Genomic DNA, 20449 nt, shown 5'->3' with positions numbered 1-20449 from the left:
TCAGCGCGGCTACTCGACCTCCCAGCCCAGCTTCAGCTCGAGCCCGAGGTTTCCGAACGACGCCTGGCTGTTCTCGTTGTCCCACTGGGCCTGTGCGGAAAGACGGTCGTCGAAGCGGTACTCAGCGCGTGCCCGGGTGCCACGCCCACTCACCGGTTGGGTCATCCCGATTTTAAGCTGCTCGGAGAGGAACTTCGACTCAAGTTGTGCGGTGGGCTCCGCTTGTCTCGTGGCGTCGTTGTAGGTGGTGGCGATCTGCAGGGACAAATCCCTGAGGACCGGGTTGCTGGGCAGGAAGCGGCGCACCTGCCGGTCCAGGCCCGACACGTTGAAGAGGGCCTCCGCCGCCAGACCGTAGCTCGCCGACGCCGCCGTGTCCTTGTCCGCGCTCGTCACGCCCAGTGTCAGCAGCGACAGGATGTCACCCTCCGTGAGCACCGGCTCCGACGACAGGACGATGAGGGGGTTGGCCGGCCGGCCGAACGCATGCAGCTTCACCACGAACTCGCGCACCTGCGTCTGCGCCTGCACCTCGAACACCGGGTCGATGCCGGACGCGTCGCGGAACTCCAGCTGCCCCTGCTCGATGGTGAAGAGGTTGTTGCGGAAGAACGCCTGGCTGCCCTCCGCCGCCTCCACCCGGCCCAGCAGGCCCGGCTTCACGTCCGTGCCGGTGAGCCGCACGTCGCCCAACAGCCGCGCCTTCGCCAGGTTGTTGTCCACGCGCACGTCGCCGAAGTGCACGTTGACGTCCCAGGTGAAGAAGGCGTCACGCGCTCGCTCGCCCCCGCCGCCCATGGCGAGCGACGGCTTCTTCTGCATCGCCTTGAGCAGCGACTCGATGTCGAGCGGCTTCTGGTAGCGCAGCTTCACGATGTCCAGCCCACCCGTGACGGTGGGCCCGGTGGGCGGCCCCACCACCTGCAACAGGCCGGACACCGTGAGCGGCAGGTCCTCCGTCATCCGGTACGGGACAGCGTCCAGTTGCAGCGTCAGCGCCAGCCGCTTGGGCACGAAGCGCTCCAGCCGGATGTCGCCGCGCGCGGACACCTGCCCCTCGTTGACCTGTGCCTGCAAGTGCTCCAGGAGCACGCGCTGGCCCGTCATCTCCAGGCGCCCGGACATGGCGCGCACGCTCAAGGGCAGGTCGCGCATGGACATGCGCACGTCGGAGAACTCCGCGGTGCCCACCACCGACGGCACCTCCAGCGTGCCGGTGGCCTCCGCGTCCACGCGCAGCTGGCCGCCCACGCGCTCCATGCCCGGCAAGAGCGGCTCCAGGAGCCGCACGTCCATGCGGCCCTCGCGCAGGCTCATGTTCATCCCGCGCCGGCCCAGCCACCCGCCCAGCGTCACGTCCACCGACGCGCCGCTGAAGCGGAACGTCTGCACGTCCAGCCGCCCTCCGGCGTAGGCCAGCACGATGGGCGCCTGGTTGCGTCCGCGCAGGTCGCCCCGGGCCAGCGACAGCTCCCGCAGGGTCGCCGCCACCTGGTACGCGTCCGGCTGCAAGAGCTGCCCCTGCGCCGTCACGCGCCCCGCGAGCATCCCGGTGACGCCCTCCAGCGCCGGCACCTGGGGCAGCAGCGGACGGATCTCCGGCAGCAGCAGGTCCATCGTGGACTCGAAGAGGTAGGGCTCCTTCACCGTCATGGACAGCGAGCCCTGCGCATCGCGGAACGGGTGCCCGGTGATGCGCAGCGCCTTGCCCAGCTGGTGCATCGTCAGGTCCATGGCGCCCAGGTCGCGCGAGGCGAAGGTGACGCGCGGCCCCTTCAGCGTGGCCTGGATGTCGGGTGCGTCCGCGGTGCCCGCCACGGTGCCCGCGAGCACGAGCGTGCCCTGGATGCCCATCGCCTCCGCGGTCTCCGGGCCCACGGCCTCCGCGAGCGACAGGTTCTCACCGCCGAAGCGGTAGTCCAGGCCGCCCGCGAAGGCGAAGGTGCCCTCCGCCCAGGTGCGCCCCAGCCGGCCGTCCAGGATGGTGCGCTCCAGCACCATCGCCTTGCCGTCCACGAAGCGCAGCCGCGCCGCGCCCGCGCCCAGCCGGCGCCCCAGGTACGTGGTGTCCTTCAGGTCGAAGGCCACCAGTCCCTCCAGCTTCTCCAGCGGGCTGTCGATCTCCACGCGCCCGGACGCCGCGCCGCCGAACTGCCCCTGGAGCACCGCGATGGACGGGCTCAGGCCCGCGACCAGGTCCACCAGGTCCTCCGTGCGGCCCTGCGGCACGTTCAGGTCCAGGCGCAGGTGCAGCAGCCGCGCGAACGTGAGCGCGCCCTTGCCGAAGTACTGCGTGCGCCCCTTCTGGCCGGTGAGCGACGGGAACGACAGCACGCCATCCGAGTACGACAGCTTCCCCTGCGTCACGCCCAGGCCGAAGCCCCAGAAGACGAAGTCGCGCAGCGACAGGCTCGCGTCCACCTTCACGTCCGAGTAGGGCCCGACGACGGAGTAGTTCACCGACCCGCGCCCGGCCCACGGCAGCTCCGCGATGTGGCCGAAGTCCGACAGCTCCAGGTCGCCGTTGCCCTGGATGTCCAGGCCGCGCGCGGTGTCGAAGTAGAGCGTCACTTCGCCATGCACGCGCGAGCGGCCGGACTCCACCGTGAGGCGGGAGAAGGACACGCGGTCGCCCTGCAGCTTCACCGCCGTCTGCGCGCGGCCCCGCTCGAACGTGAGCAGCGTCTTGCCCGCGTGCACCGGAGAATCGAACGCGCGCGTGGCCAGCACGAAGCGGCCCGTGCGCAGGTCCAACGGCCCAGACAGGGACGGCCGGGGCAGCAGCGTCCCGGTGAGGTGCGCGCTCGCCGTCGCGGGGAAGTCCACCCATGAGCCCGCCACGCCCGCGCGCTCCAGGATGCGCCCGAAGGACGCCTCCTCCGTCTGGAGCGACAGGTCCACCGGCAGCTCTGGCGTGAGCGTGAGCGCGCCCGACAGCTTCACCTTCCCGCCCCCCAGCGGAACCTCCAGCGCCTCCACGCGCACGCGGTCCCCCGCGTACGACAGGCGCGCGGTGACGCTCAGCGGGCCGTAGCGCTCATAGGCCAGGTTGCTCGCGGACACGTCCGCGCCCACCACCAGCGCGGAGGGCTTCCCGGTGATGGACAGGCGCGTCCACACATGGCCCGTGGCAGGGCGCGGCAGGAGCTTCGCCTGCGACAGCGTGCGCAAGGGCAGGAACACCTGCGCGTCCAGCGCGAGCGTGGGATGGCACAGCGTCTCCACGCGGCCGGACACCGTCGCGGAGACGTCGTCGAGCGTCACCTCCGCGCGCTCCACGTCCAGCAGCCCCTCGTCCGGATCCAACGCGCCGGTGAAGGCCAGCCGCCCCAGCGCCAGCTCGCCGCCGTCCTCACCCAGGCGCACCACGCCGCGCCGCGCGCCCAGCTCCAGCTCCATCACGCCCCAGCGCTCCACCCAGCCCACGTCCAGCTGGGACACCTCCACGCCGCGGCCCTCGGGCAGCGCGAGCCGCACCTCCGCGCCGGTGATGTCCAGCCGCCCTACGCCCACGTGCTCCAGCGGCGTGAGCGGGCACGTCCCGTCTTGAGAAGGCTTCGTGGGTGAAGGGTGTGACAGGTCCAACACCACGCGCGGATGGCGCACGCGCACGTGGCCCAGCATGAAGCGGCGGGACAGGGGCGACATGAAGCCCAGCGCCACCTCCGCCTCGTCCGCGGCGAACAGCGGCGTGTCGGAGCCGGGCGCGAACAGCGAGACACCGTGCAGCACCACGCGGGAGCCCAGCGGATCCAACTCGCACCGGCCGATGCCGACGTCCATCCCCAGCACGTCCGGCAGGTTCCTGCGCGCCACCGTGCAGGCGGCTTCCCAGGTGAACGGCTGACGCAACAGCAGGATGCTCCCCGATACGACGAGGAGCACCAACAAGAGCGCCTTGCGCGCACCGTTGCGGCTGGGGGGAGACACGCCCCTAGAGCTTACCGAGTCCCTCGAGGTAGCGGTCGATCTCCGCCAGATCGATTTTCGTGTTCGCCGTCCGAGGCAGCGACGTGGCGGGAGCGCCCGCTCGCTCGCCTGCCAGGGGAGCAGCCGAGCCGCCCTGGAGGCCCAGGTTCGTCCCGATGCGGTGCACCAGCTCCGCGTCGATGGCCTCCTGCCGCACGAGGAACGCCTCGAAGAGGGCGTTGTCGCACAGGGTGTTGATGACGCGCGGCGTGCCACCCGAGTGCTGGTGGACGGCCAGCAGCGCCTCCGGCGTGAAGGGCATGCGCGGGCACCCGGCCAGCCGCAGCCGGTGCTTCACGTAGGCCTCGGTGGACTCCGCCGTGAAGGGCTCCAGCTTGTAGCGGAGCGCCACGCGCTGGGCGAGCGGCGGGTCCAGCTTCAGGTTCTTTTCAATCTCCGGCAGGCCGAAGAAGACGAAGGAGATGAGCTTGCGCTCGGGGACCTCCAGGTTCAACAGCCCCCGGAACTCCTCCATGATCTCCCGCGTCTCCAGCATCTGCGCCTCGTCGATGAGGACGACGGCCTTCTTGCCGGACTCGTAGATCTGCAGCAGGCGCTGGTAGAGCTGGGACAGGAGCGCCAGCTTCTCCTGCGCCGGGTTCTCCACGCCCAGCTGGAGCGCGATGCGGCGAAGGAGCCACTGGGCGGTGATGCCCGAGTGGATGATGACGAGCAGCGCGGCCTCGTACTCGGACTCGGGCAGCGAGTCGAGCATGCGCCGGGCGAGCGTCGTCTTGCCCGCGCCGATGTCACCCACCAGGATGGACAGGCCCTTCATGTAGCCCACGGCGTGCATCAGCCGGGTGAGGGCCTGCGAGTGCTGCGCGGAGTTGTAATAGAAGCGGCTCACCGGAGCGTTGGAGAACGGCTCCTGGGTGAGTTCGAAGTAGTCGAGGTAGGTCGTCATGGGCTCGCCGGTCCTCTCGGCAACGCGCTACACGTAGCCTACCTTGCGGGCCTTGGGGGCGCCCGCTGCGGGCACCGGCGTCGGCGCGGCGGCGGGCACGTTGCTCCCGGCGTGGGGCAGCGGGTCTTCCTCGGGCTGCGTCACCGCCGCCAGCCGCGTCACCTGCGACCCCACGTCGCGGTACTTCGCGTCCATGGCCGCCACGCGCTGGAAGTGGAAGAGCGCCTTGCCCGGCTCGTTGAGCGCGTCGTAGGCGCTCGCCAGTTCGAAGCCCAGGGCCTTCGCCACCTCGCCCACCGCGAGCACGTTGGCCAGGCCTTCCTTGAAGACCTCCACGGACTCGTCCGGCCGGCCGCGCAGCGTGTGCAGCATCCCAATCATCGTCAGGCAGTCCAGTTCGCGCTTGGTGCCCAGGGAGCCCTGGCGCGCCACCTCGAACTCGTGGACGGCGTCGTCGAGCAGGCCCATCTCCTTGTAGGCGATGCCCAGGTCGTAGTGCGTGTCCACGTCCTCGGGCTTCACCACCTTGGCGAGGCCCTTCTTGAACTCGGCGAAGACCTCGTCCACCGAGTACTGGAAGTCCTCGTCCGCCGGGGGCACCGCCGCCAGCGAGTCGCCGCCCAGGTCGTCGATCTCCCCGGCCAGCTCCGCCGCCAGGTCGAACGCGTCGCGCTCGCCGGACGCCTCGTCGTGGAACCCTTCCGTCACCGGCTGCACGGACGGCACGGACAGGGGCTCCGCCGGAGCCTCGTCCTCGGGGGCCGCGGCACCACCGGCCTCCATCTCCTCCAGCCGCGCCATCAGCTCCCCGGCGCGCACGTGGCCGGGGAAGGCGATGGCGATGGTCTCCAGAATCTCTCGCGCCTCTTCGAGCAGACCCTGGTCGAGGAAGAACGACGCCTCGTCGCACTCCTCGGACGCGGGCTCCTCTTCCGGCTCGGCCTCGGGCTCCGGCGTCTCCTCCAGGGCCTCGGGCTCCGGCGTCTCCTCCGGCTCGGGCTCAGGCTCCGGCTCGGGCTCGGCGTAGGCCTGCGCCTCCAGCGGCGCGAGCACGAGGTGCGCGGCGGTGGGCTCGTCGTCCTCGTCGTCGCCCAGCTGCGCGCCCGCGTCGTAGTCCGCCGGGGGCGCGACGTCCGCGAACGACGTGTCGTCAAACGACTCGTCCAGCGAGGACGCGTCCAGCGGCGCGATCCCCACGCGGGTGGGCGCGTCGTCGTCCTCGCCCAGCGACATGGGGGCCGCGTCGCCGTCGCCGTCGTCGTCCAGGGTCGGAAGCTGCAGCGTGTCCGGCGCGGCCTCGTTGAGCAGCGCGCGCGACGGGGAGAGGATGCGCGTGGGCGGCGACTCCTCCTCGTCGCCCAGCGACATGCCGCCTTCGTCGTCCGCGAGCACCATGGGCTCGTCGCCGCCCAGGTCCTCGAAGGAGTCGGCCGGATACGACAGCGCGTCGTCCGGGCCCACCAGCGGCTCGTCCTCGGCGTCGCCCAGGCCCGGCTCGTCCGCCAGCACCAGCGCGTCGTCGTCAGAGCCGACGACCAGGTCGTCCTGCGGCGGCAGGTCGTAGATGGCGTTCTCGGAGGAGCTGATGGGCTCCCCCATCACCGCCTCCTCGCCGCTCAGCGTCGTCTCGGCGACATCGTCGTCGACGATCTCATCCGAGTCCGTGCCGTGGCTCAGCGCCGCCAGCGCCAGCTCGTCACCCTCGGGCTGCGCGAGCGCGTCGTCCGGCGGCTCCGCGACGAGGATCTCGTCCTCGTTGGAGTCCACCAGGATGGCGTCCTCCTCCAACGACTCCACGCTGGGGGCGGCCACCGGCGCCACCACCCCACCCTCCGAGCGCAGCACGGACAGGAAGGCCGGCACCTCCGGGTGCGCCGGGTTCTCCTGGAGGATGGTCGCGAGGTACGGCTGCGCGCGCGGCACGTCCGCGCGGCGCGTGCACAGGCGCAGCACGTTGAGCAGCTGCTCCGACGCCTGCGCGCCGTTATTGGCCGCCACGTAGATGTGGTACGCCTTTTCGTGCGCGTCCAGGTTCTCCGGATCCACCGCGAACACCTTGCGAAGGTGCTCGAGCGCTTTGTCGTGGAGCCCGTACTTCACGTAGACGTCCGTCTCCGTCAGCAGCTTGGCCAGCTGCTCGCGACTCATCCCGGCGGGAGGCGGCGGCAGGACGGCCGCGGGCTGCGCGGCGGGCGCGGGACGGGAGGGCGCGGAAGCAGCGGGGGCGTTCCATGCGGGCGCGCTGTGCTCCTCCGCGGGCTCCGGCTCCTCCGGCTCCGGCTCCGCGACAGGCCCCCGGCGCGCGATGAGATCCGGGTCCTGCGGCTCCAGCAGTTCAATCTGCGTCCACACCCCGTCGGCCTCGGCGGTGCGGCCGCGCTCCTGGTGGATCTTCGCGAGCTCCTTGTAGACGGACACCGTCTTGGAGACCTGGCCCAGCCCCTGGAACGCCTGCGCCAGGAGCGTGAGCGTCTCCACGTCGCGGCCGTCCGCCTTGAAGCAGACCTGGAGCTTGGCGAGCGCGCGCTTCTGGTCGCCGCGCTGCAGGTAGGACGCGGCCAGCTCCTTCGCGAGCGGCAGGTTCTCCGGCTCCAGCGCGGAGAGCCGCTCGGCGACGCGAAGCCAGTCGTCCGCGCGGCTGTTGCGCTTGAGGTACTCCGCGGCGCGCTTGAACTCCTGCGCCGCTTCCTTCGTCATGCTCTCGCGCGCGTACAACTCCGCGAGCTTGATCTTCGACGCCACGTTCTCCGGGTCGAGATCCACCATCTTCTTGAGGGTGTCGAGACTGGAGCGGGTGTCGCCCGCCTTGTCGTAGTGGTTGGCGACGATCTGGAAGTACGCCATCGCCTCCGACATCAGCCCCAGCTGCTGGTGCAGCTCCGCCAGCTTGAGGTTCACCTCCAGCAGGTTCGGGTTGAGCTTGAGGACCTGCTTGTAGAGCGCGACGGCCTTGAGGAAGAAGCCGTCCGAGGAGTAGCTCTCCGCGACCTTGGTGAAGAAGTGCGCCGCCTGGGCGTTGTCATTCTTCTTCTGGTACAGCTCCCCCATCTTCTGGAGGACCCGGATGTCCTTCGGGTCGACCTCCAGGACCTTCTGGTACTCCTTGATGGCTTTGTCGTACGCGCCCTTCGCGACCAGCTTCGCGGCGGCTTCGATGATCTTGTTCTTGTCCATCGAGCGTGCGCTTCCGGCAGGCAGAAACCCCGAGGAACTTCGCGGGTTTCAGTCCTTCTCTGAGGGGGAGGTTCGGAGGCTAACGGAATCCTCCGATGCGGGTCAAGAAACAGCCTGCCACCCCCCGGGGCCGGATCACCCGCCCGGACGGTCGTCCGCCTGGCGGGCTGCTCGCGGTGGTGCCTGCGAGTACTACGGCGTCTCTTCGACGGCCTTCTTCAGCCGACGGGAGCCGGTTTCACTCGCCAGGAGGCGCTCCACGAAGCGCGTGTCGTAGTTGCCCTCCTGGAAGGACTCCTCCGCCAGCGCGGCCCGGTGGAACGGGATGTTGGTGCGGATGCCCTCCACCACGTACTCGGAGAGTGCGCGCTGCATCCGCCGGATGGCCGTCTCGCGGTCCTCCGCGTGGACGATGAGCTTCGACAGCAGGCTGTCGTAGTACGGCAGCACCGTGTAGTTCTCGTACGCCGCCGAGTCCACGCGCACGCCGTAGCCGCCCGGCACGCTGTAGCCGGTGATCTTCCCCGGCCACGGCGCGAAGGTGACGGGGTCCTCCGCGTTCACGCGGCACTCGATGGCGTGCCCGCGGATCTGGACGTCCTCCTGCTTGAAGCGCAGGGGGTGCCCGTAGGCCATGCGGATCTGCTCGCGCACCAGGTCCACGCCCATGACCAGCTCCGTCACGGGGTGCTCCACCTGGATGCGGGTGTTCATCTCCATGAAGTAGAACTGCCCGTGCTCGTCGAGCAGGTACTCGATGGTGCCCACGTTGTTGTAGCGCAGCTTCTTCATCGCGTTGACGGACACCTCGCCCATCTTCTGGCGAAGCTCCGGCGTGAGCGCGGGCGACGGGCACTCCTCGATGAGCTTCTGGTGCCGGCGCTGCACCGAACACTCGCGCTCATTGAGGTGGACGATGTTGCCGTGCTCGTCGGCGACGATCTGGATCTCGATGTGGCGGGGCTTCTCCACGTACCGCTCGATGTAGAGGTCGCCGTTGGAGAAGCTGGCCAGGGCCTCCGCCTGCGCGGTGGAGAACGCCTGCGCGAGCACACCCGGCTCGCGGACGATCTTCATGCCCTTGCCGCCGCCGCCCGCGGCCGCCTTCAGGATGACCGGGAAGCCGATCTCCTTGGCGAAGGCCTCCGCCTCGCGCGGATCCTTCACCACGCCGGGGCTGCCGGGGAGCAGCGGCATGCCCGCCTCCCGGGCCGCGCGGCGCGCACTCACCTTGTTGCCCATCAGCCGCAGCATCTCCGGGCGCGGACCGATGAAGCGGATCTTGCAGTTCTCGCAGACCTCCGCGAACTCGGCGTTCTCCGACAGGAAGCCGTAGCCGGGATGGATGGCGTCCGCGCGCGTGATCTCCGCCGCGGAGAGCAGCTGCGGCACGTTGAGGTAGCTCTCCTTCGACGGCGGCGGTCCGATGCAGACCGCCTCGTCGGCGAAGCGCACGTGCAGCGCGTTGGCGTCGGCGGTGGAGTGCACCGCCACGGTGGCGATGCCCAGCTCACGGCATGCGCGGATGACCCGCAGGGCAATCTCCCCGCGGTTGGCGACCAGCACCTTCTTGAACACGTCCGTGCTCCTTGAGAGGGCCTGGGGCGCATCCAGCCCCAGGCGGGCCGGACGCGCCCTGGGACAGCGGACTCAGGCCGGCTCGATGCGGAACAGCGCCTGACCGAACTCCACCGGGCGACCGTTCTCCACGAGGACCTCGGCGATACGGCCGGAGACCTCGGACTCGATTTCGTTCATCAGCTTCATCGCTTCGACAATGCAGAGCACCTGCCCCTTGCGCACCACCGAGCCCACGTCCACGAACGCGGGCTGGTCCGGCGCGGGGGTCCGGTAGAACGTCCCCACGAAGGGGCTGGTCACCTGGTGGCCCGGCTTCTCCGCCGGCTTCTCAGGGGCGGCCAGGGTGCCGGACACGGGCGCGGGGGACGCGGCCGCACGGGGCGCGGACGGCGCGGCGTACTCCACCGGCGGCGACACCGTCACGCCGGGTCCCGAGGAGCCCGTGTGGTGCACGATGGTGGTCTCCGGCGCGTGCCCGCGGCGGATGTAGAGCTTCTCCGGGCCCCGCGTCCACACCAGCCGGGTGACGTCCGAGGCCTCCAGGATCTCCACGATCTGCCGGAGGGCCTCCACGTCCAGGGACGTGGCTCCCGCGTCCCGTCCGGAAGAGGTGGTCGCGGGCGCTGCCGCCCGGGTTGCCTTGCGCTTCGTTGCCATTGAGATCCCTCCCGGAGTCGCCAGGTGACGGCCGCTACCCTACTAGCCCGCGCTGGACACGCGGGTGAGGTACTTGCCGCCTTCGCGCGTGTCGATCTTCAGCACGTCGCCCTCGTTGATGAACAGGGGCACGTTGATGGAGTAGCCGGTCTCCAGCGTGGCGGGCTTCAGCGCGCCGGACACCGTGTCGCCGCGCACGCCCGGGTCGCACTTGATGACCTTGAGGTCCACGGAGTTCGGCAGCGTGACGGAGATGGCCTTGCCGTTCCAGTAGAGCACCTCGACCTGGGTGTTCTCCTTCAGGAAGTTCTTCGAATCGCCGAGCGCGTCCGCGGTGATGAACGTCTGCTCGTACGACTTCTTCTCCATGAAGTGGTACTCGTCGCCGGAGGCGTAGAGGAACTCCATGTCCTTCTGCTCGATGTCGGGGACGCCCACCTTGTCACCGGACTTCATGGTGGGCTCCAGCATGCGACCGCTGAGCAGGCTGCGAATCTTGGTCCGCACGAAGGCGGAGCCCTTGCCCGGCTTGACGTGCTGGAAGTACTCGATCACGAACGGCTCGCCGTCGATCTCGATCTTCAAGCCATTGCGGAACTCGGACGTATCGATAAAACCGGCCATGCGGACCGACTCCTTCGGACAGGCGAAAACGCTGAAAAGTCCGGGGTGTCTAGCCCATGCCCCCTTTCCTGCAAAGGGGAAATCAGCGCCACGGTGCGTCGCCGGGCAGGCTCGACACGCCCCTGCCCGGGCGGCCTTGCGCTACAGCTCCGCCTTCACGTTGGGCGCGGTGACGCGCAGCACGTAGCGGCCCTTGCCGAAATTGCCGTCCGCGCGCATCGCCAGCACCAGGAAGTATTCCGGCGTCAGCAGGCGCATCACCGTGAGGACCTTCTCGCTGTTGACGCTCACCTCGGTCACGGTCCCCGTCTTCAGGGACTCGGCGGCGTTGCGCAGCTGCGTCAGCAGGTTGGCGTACTCCACCCAGGTGCCCGTGACGTCCAGCTCCGCGGCCTCGTCCTTCTGGAACGTATCCACGGAGATGCCGTCGAAGCCCATCACGCTGCACGCGAGGGCTCCGTCCACCTGGTTCACCACCGCTTCAAGGTGCGTGCGAAAGGACATGGTCTTCCCGGAAGGTGGCAGGCACCCTCGGCTCGAGGCTAGATGCAGCTGGGATACGTGCCATCCTGCCCGGTGTTGCCGCACGGCGCTTCGGACTCCGGAAGCTGCCCGGCCGCACAGGCGGGAATGCCCACGTCCTCGTTCCTCACGTCGATGGAGTACTTGAGCTCGTTCGACTCGAACTTGCTGTTCCCCGACGCGTACGTGCCCTTGAACTGGATGGTGGCCGCCACCATGACCGGGTCCGAGTTCGTCGGCACGGCCTGCAGCAGGGCGGTATAGACATCCGCGGGGATCAGGTTGAGCACCAGCAGGTTCCCCTCGGAGCCGGGGCTGAGCCCCGCCGTGTAGGGAACCTCCTGGTCGGGAATCGAAGCGCCCGTGCTCGTTTCGAAGGTCAGCTTCACCGTTTCCACGAAGGCGGTGCCCTGGCCGCCCGTCTCGGGCTCCGGATCCAGGGGGACGCCGCTCACCTCCGTGGGGGTGTTGAAGTAGACGCTGTTGACGATGAGCCCCAGGACGTAGCCGTTCGTGTACCGGAGGTTGAGGGTACCCCGCGCGATTCCAGGGGCATCCGTCCCGACCTTGCAGGCCGGGTCCGGCTGCTTGGCCTGGAGGATCTGCACGATGGGGGGGCTTTCGGTGCACGCACACAGGCCCAGGGCCAGGGACGCCGCGACAAACAAGGGCTTCATTGGAATGAGTCTCCCAATCAGGGCGCGATGCCTCTAGAGGCTCTGCGCGATGGTCTGCCGGTTGAGGATGCGGGGCGTGACGAAGATGAGCAGTTCCTGACGCTCATCCGTCTCCGTGGTGCTCTTGAAGAAGAAGCCCAGCACGGGGATCTTCGACAGGAAGGGCACCGTGTCGCGCGAGCTGCTGCCCCGGCGCACGTAGATGCCGCCGATGACCGTGGTGTCGCCGTCCTTCACCAGGACCTGGGTGTTGGCCTCCTTGCGCTGGATGGAGGGCTGCCCGTTGGCGCCGGTGTTGGACGGGTCCGGCTGGTTGTTCTGCGCCGAGATGGACATGAGGATGCTGCCGTCCTGGGTGATGTGCGGCGTGACTTCCAGCGACAGGCGCGCTTCGATGAAGGTGGTGTTCACGCCGCCCGCCGACGTCTGGCTGAACGGGATGGACAGACCCTGGCTGATGCGGGCCGTGTTGTTGTCCAGCGTGGTGACCTTGGGCGACGAGATGGTCTTCACCGTGCCCTCCGTCTCCGCCGCCGACAGGCGCAGGTTGAGCTGCAGCGCACCGCCCGCGGAGCCGAAGGCGAAGCCCATGGCGCCACCGAGCCCCTCACCCACGGCCGCCGGCAGGTTGACCGCGAAGTTGGGCACCGTGGGGACGCCCGGTGCCGAACCCGGCGAACCGCCCGTGACGCCCACCGTGCTAGGGAAGATGAGGCCGGTGGGGTTGCCGGTGGCCGGCGACAGGCGCGCCTGACCGCCCCACTGCACGCCCAGCTGGCGGCTGAAGGTGGTGCTCGCCTCCACGATGCGGCTCTCGATGAGGACCTGCGGCGTCTGCGTGTCCAGGCTGCGCACCAGGGCGCGCGCCTTCTCCGTGTTGGAGCGGATGTCCTTGATGATGAGCACGTTGGTGCGCGTGTCCACCGTCACCGAGCCGCGGTCGCTGAGCACGTCCTTCACCCGCGACGACATCTCCCCGGCCACCGCGTAGTTCACCGGCACCAGGCTGACCAGCAGGTCCTCCTGCGCCTGCAGGGACTTCTTGCGCTCCTGGCGCAGCCGCGCCTCCTCTTCCAGCGTCTTCAGCGGCGCGATGCGGATGATGTTGCCCACCTGCTCCTGGCCCAGCTGCTTGGTGCGCAGGATGAGGTCCAGCGCCTGGTCCCAGGGCACGTTGCGCAGGCGGATGGTCACGCGGCCGCCCACGTCGTCGGCGACGACGATGTTGCGCTTGGAGATCTCCGCGATGACGCGCAGCAGGTTCTGGATGTCGATGTCCTTGAACTCGAAGGACACGCGCTTGCCGCGGTAGCGCGCCTGCTGGGGCGCCCCTTCCGCCGCGTACGCCGGCGCCTCGGCCGTGAAGCCGGCGGTGCGCTGGGTGACGGCGACCTCCTCCGTCTTCACGCCCTGCACGTCCAGCCGCCAGCTCAGGCTGTTGGCGCCCTGGGTGACGTTCTCCTCGATGGCGCCGTCCGCGGCGACCACCACGCGCACCTTGCGGCCCTCACCCTGCACGCTGAAGGCGCTGATCATCTTCACCGGCGTGTCGAGCGCGCTGGTGTCCAGGCTGCGCTCCAGCTTCTTGGGCAGCCGCGCGTTCTCCAGCGTCAGCACCGCGCTGCGCGGGTCCGGACGGTCCACCTTCCACACCGCCGCGCCGGACAGCTTGAGCTGGATGCGGCCGCCGGTGGGGCTCTCGTCGAAGGACAGGTCCTTGATCTCCACCGCCTGGGGCTGCGCGGGCGCCTGGGCCACGGCCACCGCGGGCTGCGGCTTCACCGGAGCCTCCACGGGCAGGGGCTGCGGGCGCAGGGGTTCGGTCTCCGCCACCGCGTCGCGGGCCTGGGCGGGCTTCGGCTTGCGCGCCACCGCGGCGCCCAGCACCACCTCCAGGCCGCGCTCGGAGCGGTCCACGCGGTAGGCCGGCATGTCGCCCTTCGCCACGAGAACCAGGCGCACCTTGTCCTCGTGCGCGCCGACGCGCACGTCCTTGAGCAGGTTGCCCTTCACCTTGGGCGCCTTCGCGCTCAGGCCCACGCCGTAGACGTCCACGGCGAGCCGGGGCGGATCCACCAGCTCCAGGACCTCGTAGCGGGCGATGTCGCCGTCGGCGCCCAGCCACAGCGCGCCCAGGGCTCGCGCGGGAGGCCCCGTCACCCCGTCCGCGAAGCGCTGCTCCCAGTGCGTGCTCCCGTCCTTCACCGACAGCGCCAGCACCCGCCCGGGGCGCGTGGCCACGAAGACGGTGTCGCGCTCCGAGTCCAGCCCCACCACGTCCGTCACCGGCTGGGACCAGCGCGCCACGCCGCTCTCCGGATCCAACGCCCACAGCCCGGACGCCCCGAGCGCCACCACCAGCACGCCCTCCACCAGCACCGGCGCGGGGTGCAGCGCGCCCTCCGGCCGAGCCCCAGGACCCGAAGCAGGGGCCGCGACGACGCCCGGCTCGCGCGGCTCCCTCGGCTCGGAAACCTTCGGCGCCGGCCGCTTCCATCGCACCTGCCCGGAGTCCACCGCCAGGGCGAGCACCTCGCCGTCGGGCGCCACCAGGAACACGGTGCGCTCCGCGTCGTCCACCACTGGGGGCGTGAGCACGGGGAACCCGCCCCCCAGGCGCCAGCGCTCCTTGCCGTCCGCCATCGTCAGGCAGACGACGTCGCCCACCACCGTGCCGGCGATGACCGCGCTCCCGGCGACCACGGGCGCGACCGCCACCTCGCGGCCCAGTCCGACACGCCACACCGGCCTGCCCTCGCGGTCCAGGCGCAGCACCGTGCCTGCCTCGTTGCCCAGGAGGACGCCGTCCGCCAGGGCGACGAGCCCCGTCCGGGACGACGCGTCACTGGAGAAGCGGAAGGCCTCGTCCACCGGCGACCGCTGACACGCCATGACGGCCAGCGTCAACATCAGGCAGGGCAACCGGGGCAGGCGTGGACACGCGCGAGACGGCATGGTTTGGGGAGGATGACGCAAGCAAGGAACTTCGACCATGCCCACGATTCGTGAAGACGAAACCCCCAACGCCACCGGCATCCCGTCCTCCGCCCGACGCTCGGACATCATCCCGCCCCCCATGCTCGCGGTGACGGAGGAACTGCTCCACGCGCTGCCCAAGACGGACCTGCACTGCCACCTCGATGGGTCCATGCGCCTGAAGACCATCCTGGAGCTGGCCGAGCAGCAGAAGGTGAAGCTGCTCGCGGACACCGAGGACGGGCTCGCCAAGGCCATCCACATGGGCCAGGTGTGCAAGAGCCTGGAGGAGTACCTCGTCGCGTTCGACGTGACGCTCTCCGTCCTGCAGACCGCCGAGGCCCTCTACCGCGCCGCCTACGAGCTGGCGGTGGACGCCGCCGCGGAGAACGTGCGCTGGCTGGAGGTGCGCTACTCGCCCGCGCTCCACCTCCAGAAGGGCCTGAAGATGACCACGGTCATCGACTCCGTGCTGGAGGGCCTGCGGGCCGCCAAGCGCGAGACGGGCATCAAGTGCGCCGTCATCGTCTGCGGCATCCGCCACATCAACCCCCAGACGTCCATGCGGCTGGCGGAGCTCTCCGTCGCGTACAAGAACCGCGGCGTCGTCGGCTTCGACCTGGCGGGCGCGGAGGCCAGCTTCCCGGCCAAGGACCACCTGGACGCCTTCCGCCTCATCCTCAAGAACAACGTCAACTGCACCGCCCACGCGGGCGAGGCCTACGGCCCCGAGTCCATCTCCCAGGCCATCCACTCCCTGGGCGCGCACCGCATCGGCCACGGCACCCGGCTGCGCGAGGACGGGGACCTGCTCAACTACGTCAACGACCACCGCATCCCCATGGAGGTCTGCCCGTCCTCCAACGTGCAGACGGGCGCGGTGCCGTCGCTGGAGTCGCACCCGCTCAAGTTCTATTTCGACTACGGCCTGCGGGTGACCATCAACACCGACAACCGCCTCATCACCGACACCACCGTGACGAAGGAGCTGTGGCTCGCCCACCGCGAGCTGGGCCTGTCGCTGGAGGACCTCACCACCATCATCGTGTCCGGCTTCAAGAGCGCCTTCCTGCCGTTCCGGGAGAAGCAGGACATGCTGCGGCAGGTGAACCAGGAGATCGCCACCACGCTCGCCGCCTTCGAGAAGCGCCCGTCCGCGCTGCGCCAGCCGGCCTGAGCGCGCCGCGCCCCACGCCGCCCGGGGTGACTCACGGGCGGCGGGTGGTCGTTTGTCCTGGCGCGCGGGGCCCGGGCCCGGGTGGAATGCAGGGATGATGGATGACACCCAAGCTCCACCGGACTCCGGCCCCAATCGCGCGAAGGCAGCCCAGGACCTCTCCGTCCCCGCCATCCTGATGCTGGTGATGGGCGGCTTCTGGGTCCTGTACTCGCTCTACGGCATGGTGGGCAGCGCCGGCTCCAGCGCCGCGCAGATGGACGCCATCAACGCCGCCCTGGCCCAGTACCCGCCGGACCTCCAGGAGAAGATTCGCGGCATGCTGGGCTTCGTCTCGTCGCCCAGCTTCCGCATCCTGGGCTCGCTGCCCGGGCTCATCCTCAACGGCCTGGTCGTCTTCGGCGCGTGGAAGATGAAGAACCTGCAGAGCTACGGCCTCGCGATGACGGCCGCCATCCTCAGCTGCATCCCGTGCTGCGGGCCGTGCTGCGGCCTGGGCATCATCCCGGGCGTCTGGGCGCTGGTGGTGCTCAACCGCGCGGACGTGAAGGCCGCCTTCCGCTAGGGAAGGGGCCTTCCGCCTCACGCGAGTCAACCGTCAGGTGACCTTCATCCCCTTGGGGATGACGACGACGCCGCCGGAGGTGACGTGGAAGCGGCGCTTGTCCTCCGCCGCGTCGTAGCCAATGGTCATCCCGGGCGGGATCTCCACGTTCTTGTCGATGATGGCCCGCTTGATGCGGCACCTGCGGCCGATGGTGACGTTCTCGAAGAGGAGGGAGTCCTCCACCTCCGAATACGAGTTCACCCGCACCTTGGGCGACAGCACCGAGCGGTGCACGCTGCCGCCGGAGATGATGCAGCCCTCCGCCACCAGCGAGTCCGTCGCCTTGCCCACGCGCTTGTTGTCCGCGTCCGCGAAGACGAACTTCGCCGGCGGATAGTTGTTGGGCTGCGTGTGGATGGGCCAGCGGTCGTTGTAGAGGTTGAAGATGGGGTCCACCTCCACCAGGTCCATGTTGGACTGGTAGTAGACGTCGATGTTCCCCACGTCGCGCCAGTAGCCGCGCTCCTTCTCCTCCTGGCCGTCCAGCGTGTTCTGGGCGAAGTCGTACACGTACACGGGCGCGTGCTTGTACAGCTCGCTGATGATGGACTTGCCGAAGTCGTGCGCGCTCGCCTCGTCCGCGGCGTCCCGCACCACCTCCTTCACCAGCGTGTCGGTGGTGAAGAGGTAGTTGCCCATGGACGCCAGGCACATCTTCGGGTTGCCCGGCATGGGCGGCGGGTCCTTGGGCTTCTCCAGGAACTCCAGCATGCGCCCGTCGGGCCCCACCTTGATGATGCCGAACTCGCGCCCCTGTTCGATGGGGACGGGGATGGCCGCCACGGTGCACGCGGCCTTCCGTTCGATGTGGAAGTCCAGCATCTTGCGGACGTCCATCCGGTACACGTGGTCCGCGCCGAACACGAAGATGTGGTCCGGCTCCTCGTCCGTGATGATGTTGAGGTTCTGGTAGATGGCGTCCGCGCTGCCCTTGTACCAGTCCAGGCCGGTGCGCATCTGCGCGGGCACCGCCTCCACGTAGTGACCCAGGAACGCCGTCATGCGCCACGCGCGTGACAGGTGGTTGTTGAGCGAGTCGCTCTTGTACTGGGTCAGCACCTTCATCCGGTACACGCCGGAGTTGGCGAAGTTGGAGAGCACGAAGTCGATGATGCGGTAGCGCCCTCCGAAGGGGACCGCGGGCTTGGCGCGCTCGCGCGTCAGTGGCTCCAGGCGCGTGCCCGCGCCTCCCGCCAGAATCATGGCCAGCAGCTTTGACATAGGTGCCGGCCACGTTAGCCCCGGTCCGCCATCCCACAATGCCCGTGCGTGCCCTGGCGGCCTTTCCGTTGAATGCCCAACCGCCAGGGGGGCCCCCAGGTCCGATTCTCTTCCCGGTTTCAGGGGATGTAGGAGGACCGACGCCACCTGGGACGTCCCCCGGCTTGCGTGGCTTCCCTGGACCCTCCGTGCTAGCGTGGGTGGCGCGATGTCTGGCGACCAAACCCGAGTCACCAAGATCTCCAGCCTCACCCCGGGACCCGAGCGCGGCACGGAGTGCTGTCTCGTGCAGATCCACGGACCGGAGCTGGGCAAGAAGTACGTGCTGGAAGAGACCGAGTTCACCATCGGTCGCGACCAGCACAACCACATCGTGGTGGACCTGGACAACGTGTCCCGCCGCCACGCCCGCATCTGGGGTCGCCAGGGGAAGATGTTCGTGGAGGACCTCCAGTCCACCAACGGCACCTACCTGAACGACAAGGAGGTGCTCCAGGCGCAGCCGCTGCGCAGCGGGGACCTGGTGAAGGTGGGAGGGTCCATCTTCAAGTTCCTCGATGGCGACAACATCGAGACCCAGTACCACGAGACCATCTACACGCTGACCATCGCGGACGGTCTCACGGGCATCAACAACAAGCGCTACTTCCTGGAGTACCTGGAGCGGGAGATGGGCCGCTCGCACCGGTACCAGCGCTCGATGTCGATGTTCATGTTCGACATCGACCACTTCAAGCAGATCAACGACGTGCACGGCCACCTGGCCGGGGACTACGTGCTGCGGGAGATGGCGCAGTCCATCAAGAAGCTGGTGCGCCGCGAGCAGTGCTTCGCCCGCTACGGCGGCGAGGAGTTCGCCGTCGTCATGCCCGAGGACGGGCCGGACAAGGCGCGCATGTTCGCGGAGAAGATCCGCAAGCTGGTGGAGGACAAGGTCTTCACCTTCGAGGACAAGGAGATTCCGGTCACCATCTCGCTGGGCGTCGCGGAAGTGGCGCCGGAGATGTCGGAGCCCACCCAGTTCATCAAGGTGGCGGACATGAACCTCTACAAGGCCAAGAAGACGGGCCGCAACCGCGTGGTGGGCTGAAGCGCATGGCCTCCGAAGCGGGTGGGCCGTCCTTCCTGGCCCGGTTGCTCCTCGTGCTCCTGGGCATCGCCTTCTTCGGCGCCGCCTGGGTGTGGGCCAAGAAGGACACCGACCCGCGCGCCGCCCGGCTCGTGGAGCGCGTGAGCGGCAAGCCGCAGCAGGGCGCGGCGTCCCCTTAAGCGGGGGACACCGTCACTGCGCTTCTCAGGTGCCTTCGCGCGTCCCGGCCAGCAGGCCGCGGGTGCCCGGCAGGCTGCCCGGCGGCATCTTCCCGTAGAGGTACTGCACGGTGTCCAGCAGGGTCTCGTGCACGTCACGGGCCTTGAAGCCCAGCTCGCGCTCGGCCTTGGCGGGCTCCAGGAAGAACCAGTGCTCGCCGATCTCGACCTCCTGCGGGTCGAGCTTCGACACGGTGCCGCGCACCTTCGCCCATTGCTCCAGCAGCTTGCCGCCCCAGATGTTGAGCTCGCGGGGCAGCTTCATGCGCGGGGCGGGCACGCCGGTGAGGCGCTGGAGCCGGTCGAAGAAGTCCGCAAGCGCCATGTTCACGCCCATCAGGTGGCGGCCGTACACCTCGCCCCGGGTGAGCGCCTGCACGAAGGCGTCCGCCGCGTCGCGCGCGTCCACGAAGGACAGGCCGCCGCCGGGCATGGACGGAATCTCGCGGTTGAGGAACTTCACCACCGTCCAGGTGGAGGACAGCCGGTCATCCCCGGGCCCCATCAGCAGGCTGGGGTTCATCACCACGAGCGGGATGGCGTGCTTGCGGCAGTACTCCAGCGCCAGCTTCTCTTCGTAGATCTTGGAGAGGTAGTAGGGCCAGTTGGCGACGGTGGTGATGGGGTAGTCGTCGTCCTCCGTGCCCACGCGCTCCTCCTTGGACACCGCGATGGTGCCGGAGGTGGAGCCCAGGATGACGCGCTTCACGCCCGCTTCGCGCACGTCGCGCAGGAGCTCGCGCGTGCAGTCCACGTGCAGCTCGTACATCCGCCGCGCGTCCTTGCTCTGGAAGGAGACGAGCCCCGCCAGGTGGTAGACGGCGTCCACGCCCACGAGTGCGCGGCGCACCGCCTCGCGGTCCTTGAGGTCGCCCTGTAGGACTTCCGTCCCGGCGAAGGCAGCGCCGGTGGGCTTGTTGCGCGCGATGAGGCGCACGTCGTGGCCCGCGGCCAAAAGCCTGGGCACCAGGTGCGTGCCGAGGAACCCCGTGCCTCCAGTGACGAGCAGCTTCACGAGTCCTTCCCTCCCGTCAGGGCGCGGGCGGGCG

General features: G+C 69.3%; 15 protein-coding genes. 4 read left to right on the top strand and 11 right to left on the bottom strand.

Annotated elements, in window-relative coordinates; genetic code table 11:
- Window positions 1-9 precede the first annotated feature (9 nt).
- The 9 genes from D7V97_RS14045 to pilQ all read right to left on the bottom strand — a co-directional run bounded on the left by D7V97_RS14045 (window position 10) and on the right by pilQ (window position 15021).
- Window positions 10-3930 (bottom strand): translocation/assembly module TamB domain-containing protein, encoded by a 3921-nt coding sequence (locus tag D7V97_RS14045; RefSeq protein ID WP_120611140.1) that lies wholly within the window; start codon window positions 3928-3930, stop codon window positions 10-12.
- A gap of 4 nt (window positions 3931-3934) precedes the next feature.
- On the bottom strand, window positions 3935-4876 hold the full coding sequence (locus D7V97_RS14040) for an ExeA family protein (protein WP_120611139.1): 942 nt from the start codon (window positions 4874-4876) through the stop codon (window positions 3935-3937).
- A 27-nt stretch (window positions 4877-4903) separates the two neighbouring features.
- Entirely contained in the window at window positions 4904-8050 is a 3147-nt protein-coding gene (locus D7V97_RS14035) for a tetratricopeptide repeat protein (RefSeq protein ID WP_120611138.1), read from the bottom strand.
- Window positions 8051-8242: 192 nt separating this feature from the next.
- Complete coding sequence (accC, locus tag D7V97_RS14030; RefSeq protein ID WP_120611137.1) at window positions 8243-9628, bottom strand: acetyl-CoA carboxylase biotin carboxylase subunit; 1386 nt, start codon at window positions 9626-9628, stop codon at window positions 8243-8245.
- A gap of 72 nt (window positions 9629-9700) precedes the next feature.
- Complete coding sequence (gene accB / locus D7V97_RS14025) at window positions 9701-10288, bottom strand: acetyl-CoA carboxylase biotin carboxyl carrier protein (RefSeq protein ID WP_120611136.1); 588 nt, start codon at window positions 10286-10288, stop codon at window positions 9701-9703.
- A gap of 42 nt (window positions 10289-10330) precedes the next feature.
- Complete coding sequence (efp, locus tag D7V97_RS14020; RefSeq protein ID WP_120611135.1) at window positions 10331-10912, bottom strand: elongation factor P; 582 nt, start codon at window positions 10910-10912, stop codon at window positions 10331-10333.
- 141 nt (window positions 10913-11053) lie between these two features.
- Window positions 11054-11416, bottom strand: coding sequence for a hypothetical protein (locus D7V97_RS14015; RefSeq protein ID WP_120611134.1), 363 nt, complete (start codon window positions 11414-11416; stop codon window positions 11054-11056).
- A 38-nt stretch (window positions 11417-11454) separates the two neighbouring features.
- Window positions 11455-12111 (bottom strand): hypothetical protein, encoded by a 657-nt coding sequence (locus D7V97_RS14010; protein WP_120611133.1) that lies wholly within the window; start codon window positions 12109-12111, stop codon window positions 11455-11457.
- Window positions 12112-12144: 33 nt separating this feature from the next.
- On the bottom strand, window positions 12145-15021 hold the full coding sequence (gene pilQ, locus D7V97_RS14005; RefSeq protein ID WP_233582777.1) for a type IV pilus secretin PilQ: 2877 nt from the start codon (window positions 15019-15021) through the stop codon (window positions 12145-12147).
- Window positions 15022-15103: 82 nt separating this feature from the next.
- On the opposite strand from pilQ, the gene add reads away from it, so the two are divergent.
- Both add and D7V97_RS13995 read left to right on the top strand, forming a co-directional pair.
- Window positions 15104-16264 (top strand): adenosine deaminase, encoded by a 1161-nt coding sequence (gene add / locus D7V97_RS14000; RefSeq protein WP_120611131.1) that lies wholly within the window; start codon window positions 15104-15106, stop codon window positions 16262-16264.
- A gap of 94 nt (window positions 16265-16358) precedes the next feature.
- Entirely contained in the window at window positions 16359-16829 is a 471-nt protein-coding gene (locus tag D7V97_RS13995; RefSeq protein WP_120611130.1) for a hypothetical protein, read from the top strand.
- Between the two features lie 33 nt (window positions 16830-16862).
- Here the strand turns inward: D7V97_RS13995 and glgC are convergent, their stop codons facing one another.
- Complete coding sequence (glgC, locus tag D7V97_RS13990; protein ID WP_120611129.1) at window positions 16863-18092, bottom strand: glucose-1-phosphate adenylyltransferase; 1230 nt, start codon at window positions 18090-18092, stop codon at window positions 16863-16865.
- Window positions 18093-18300: 208 nt separating this feature from the next.
- Here glgC and D7V97_RS13985 point away from each other — a divergent pair, with 208 nt between their 5' ends.
- Both D7V97_RS13985 and D7V97_RS13980 read left to right on the top strand, forming a co-directional pair.
- On the top strand, window positions 18301-19182 hold the full coding sequence (locus tag D7V97_RS13985; RefSeq protein WP_120611128.1) for a GGDEF domain-containing protein: 882 nt from the start codon (window positions 18301-18303) through the stop codon (window positions 19180-19182).
- A 5-nt stretch (window positions 19183-19187) separates the two neighbouring features.
- Window positions 19188-19361 (top strand): hypothetical protein, encoded by a 174-nt coding sequence (locus D7V97_RS13980; protein WP_199728803.1) that lies wholly within the window; start codon window positions 19188-19190, stop codon window positions 19359-19361.
- A 25-nt stretch (window positions 19362-19386) separates the two neighbouring features.
- On the opposite strand, the gene D7V97_RS13975 is transcribed toward D7V97_RS13980, so the two are convergent.
- On the bottom strand, window positions 19387-20449 hold a 1063-nt coding region (locus tag D7V97_RS13975), incomplete at its 5' end, for an NAD-dependent epimerase/dehydratase family protein (protein WP_233582776.1).

The organism is Corallococcus sp. CA053C (assembly GCF_003611675.1).
GTDB lineage: Bacteria > Myxococcota > Myxococcia > Myxococcales > Myxococcaceae > Corallococcus.
This window is presented reverse-complemented; position numbering and strand designations above follow the sequence as displayed.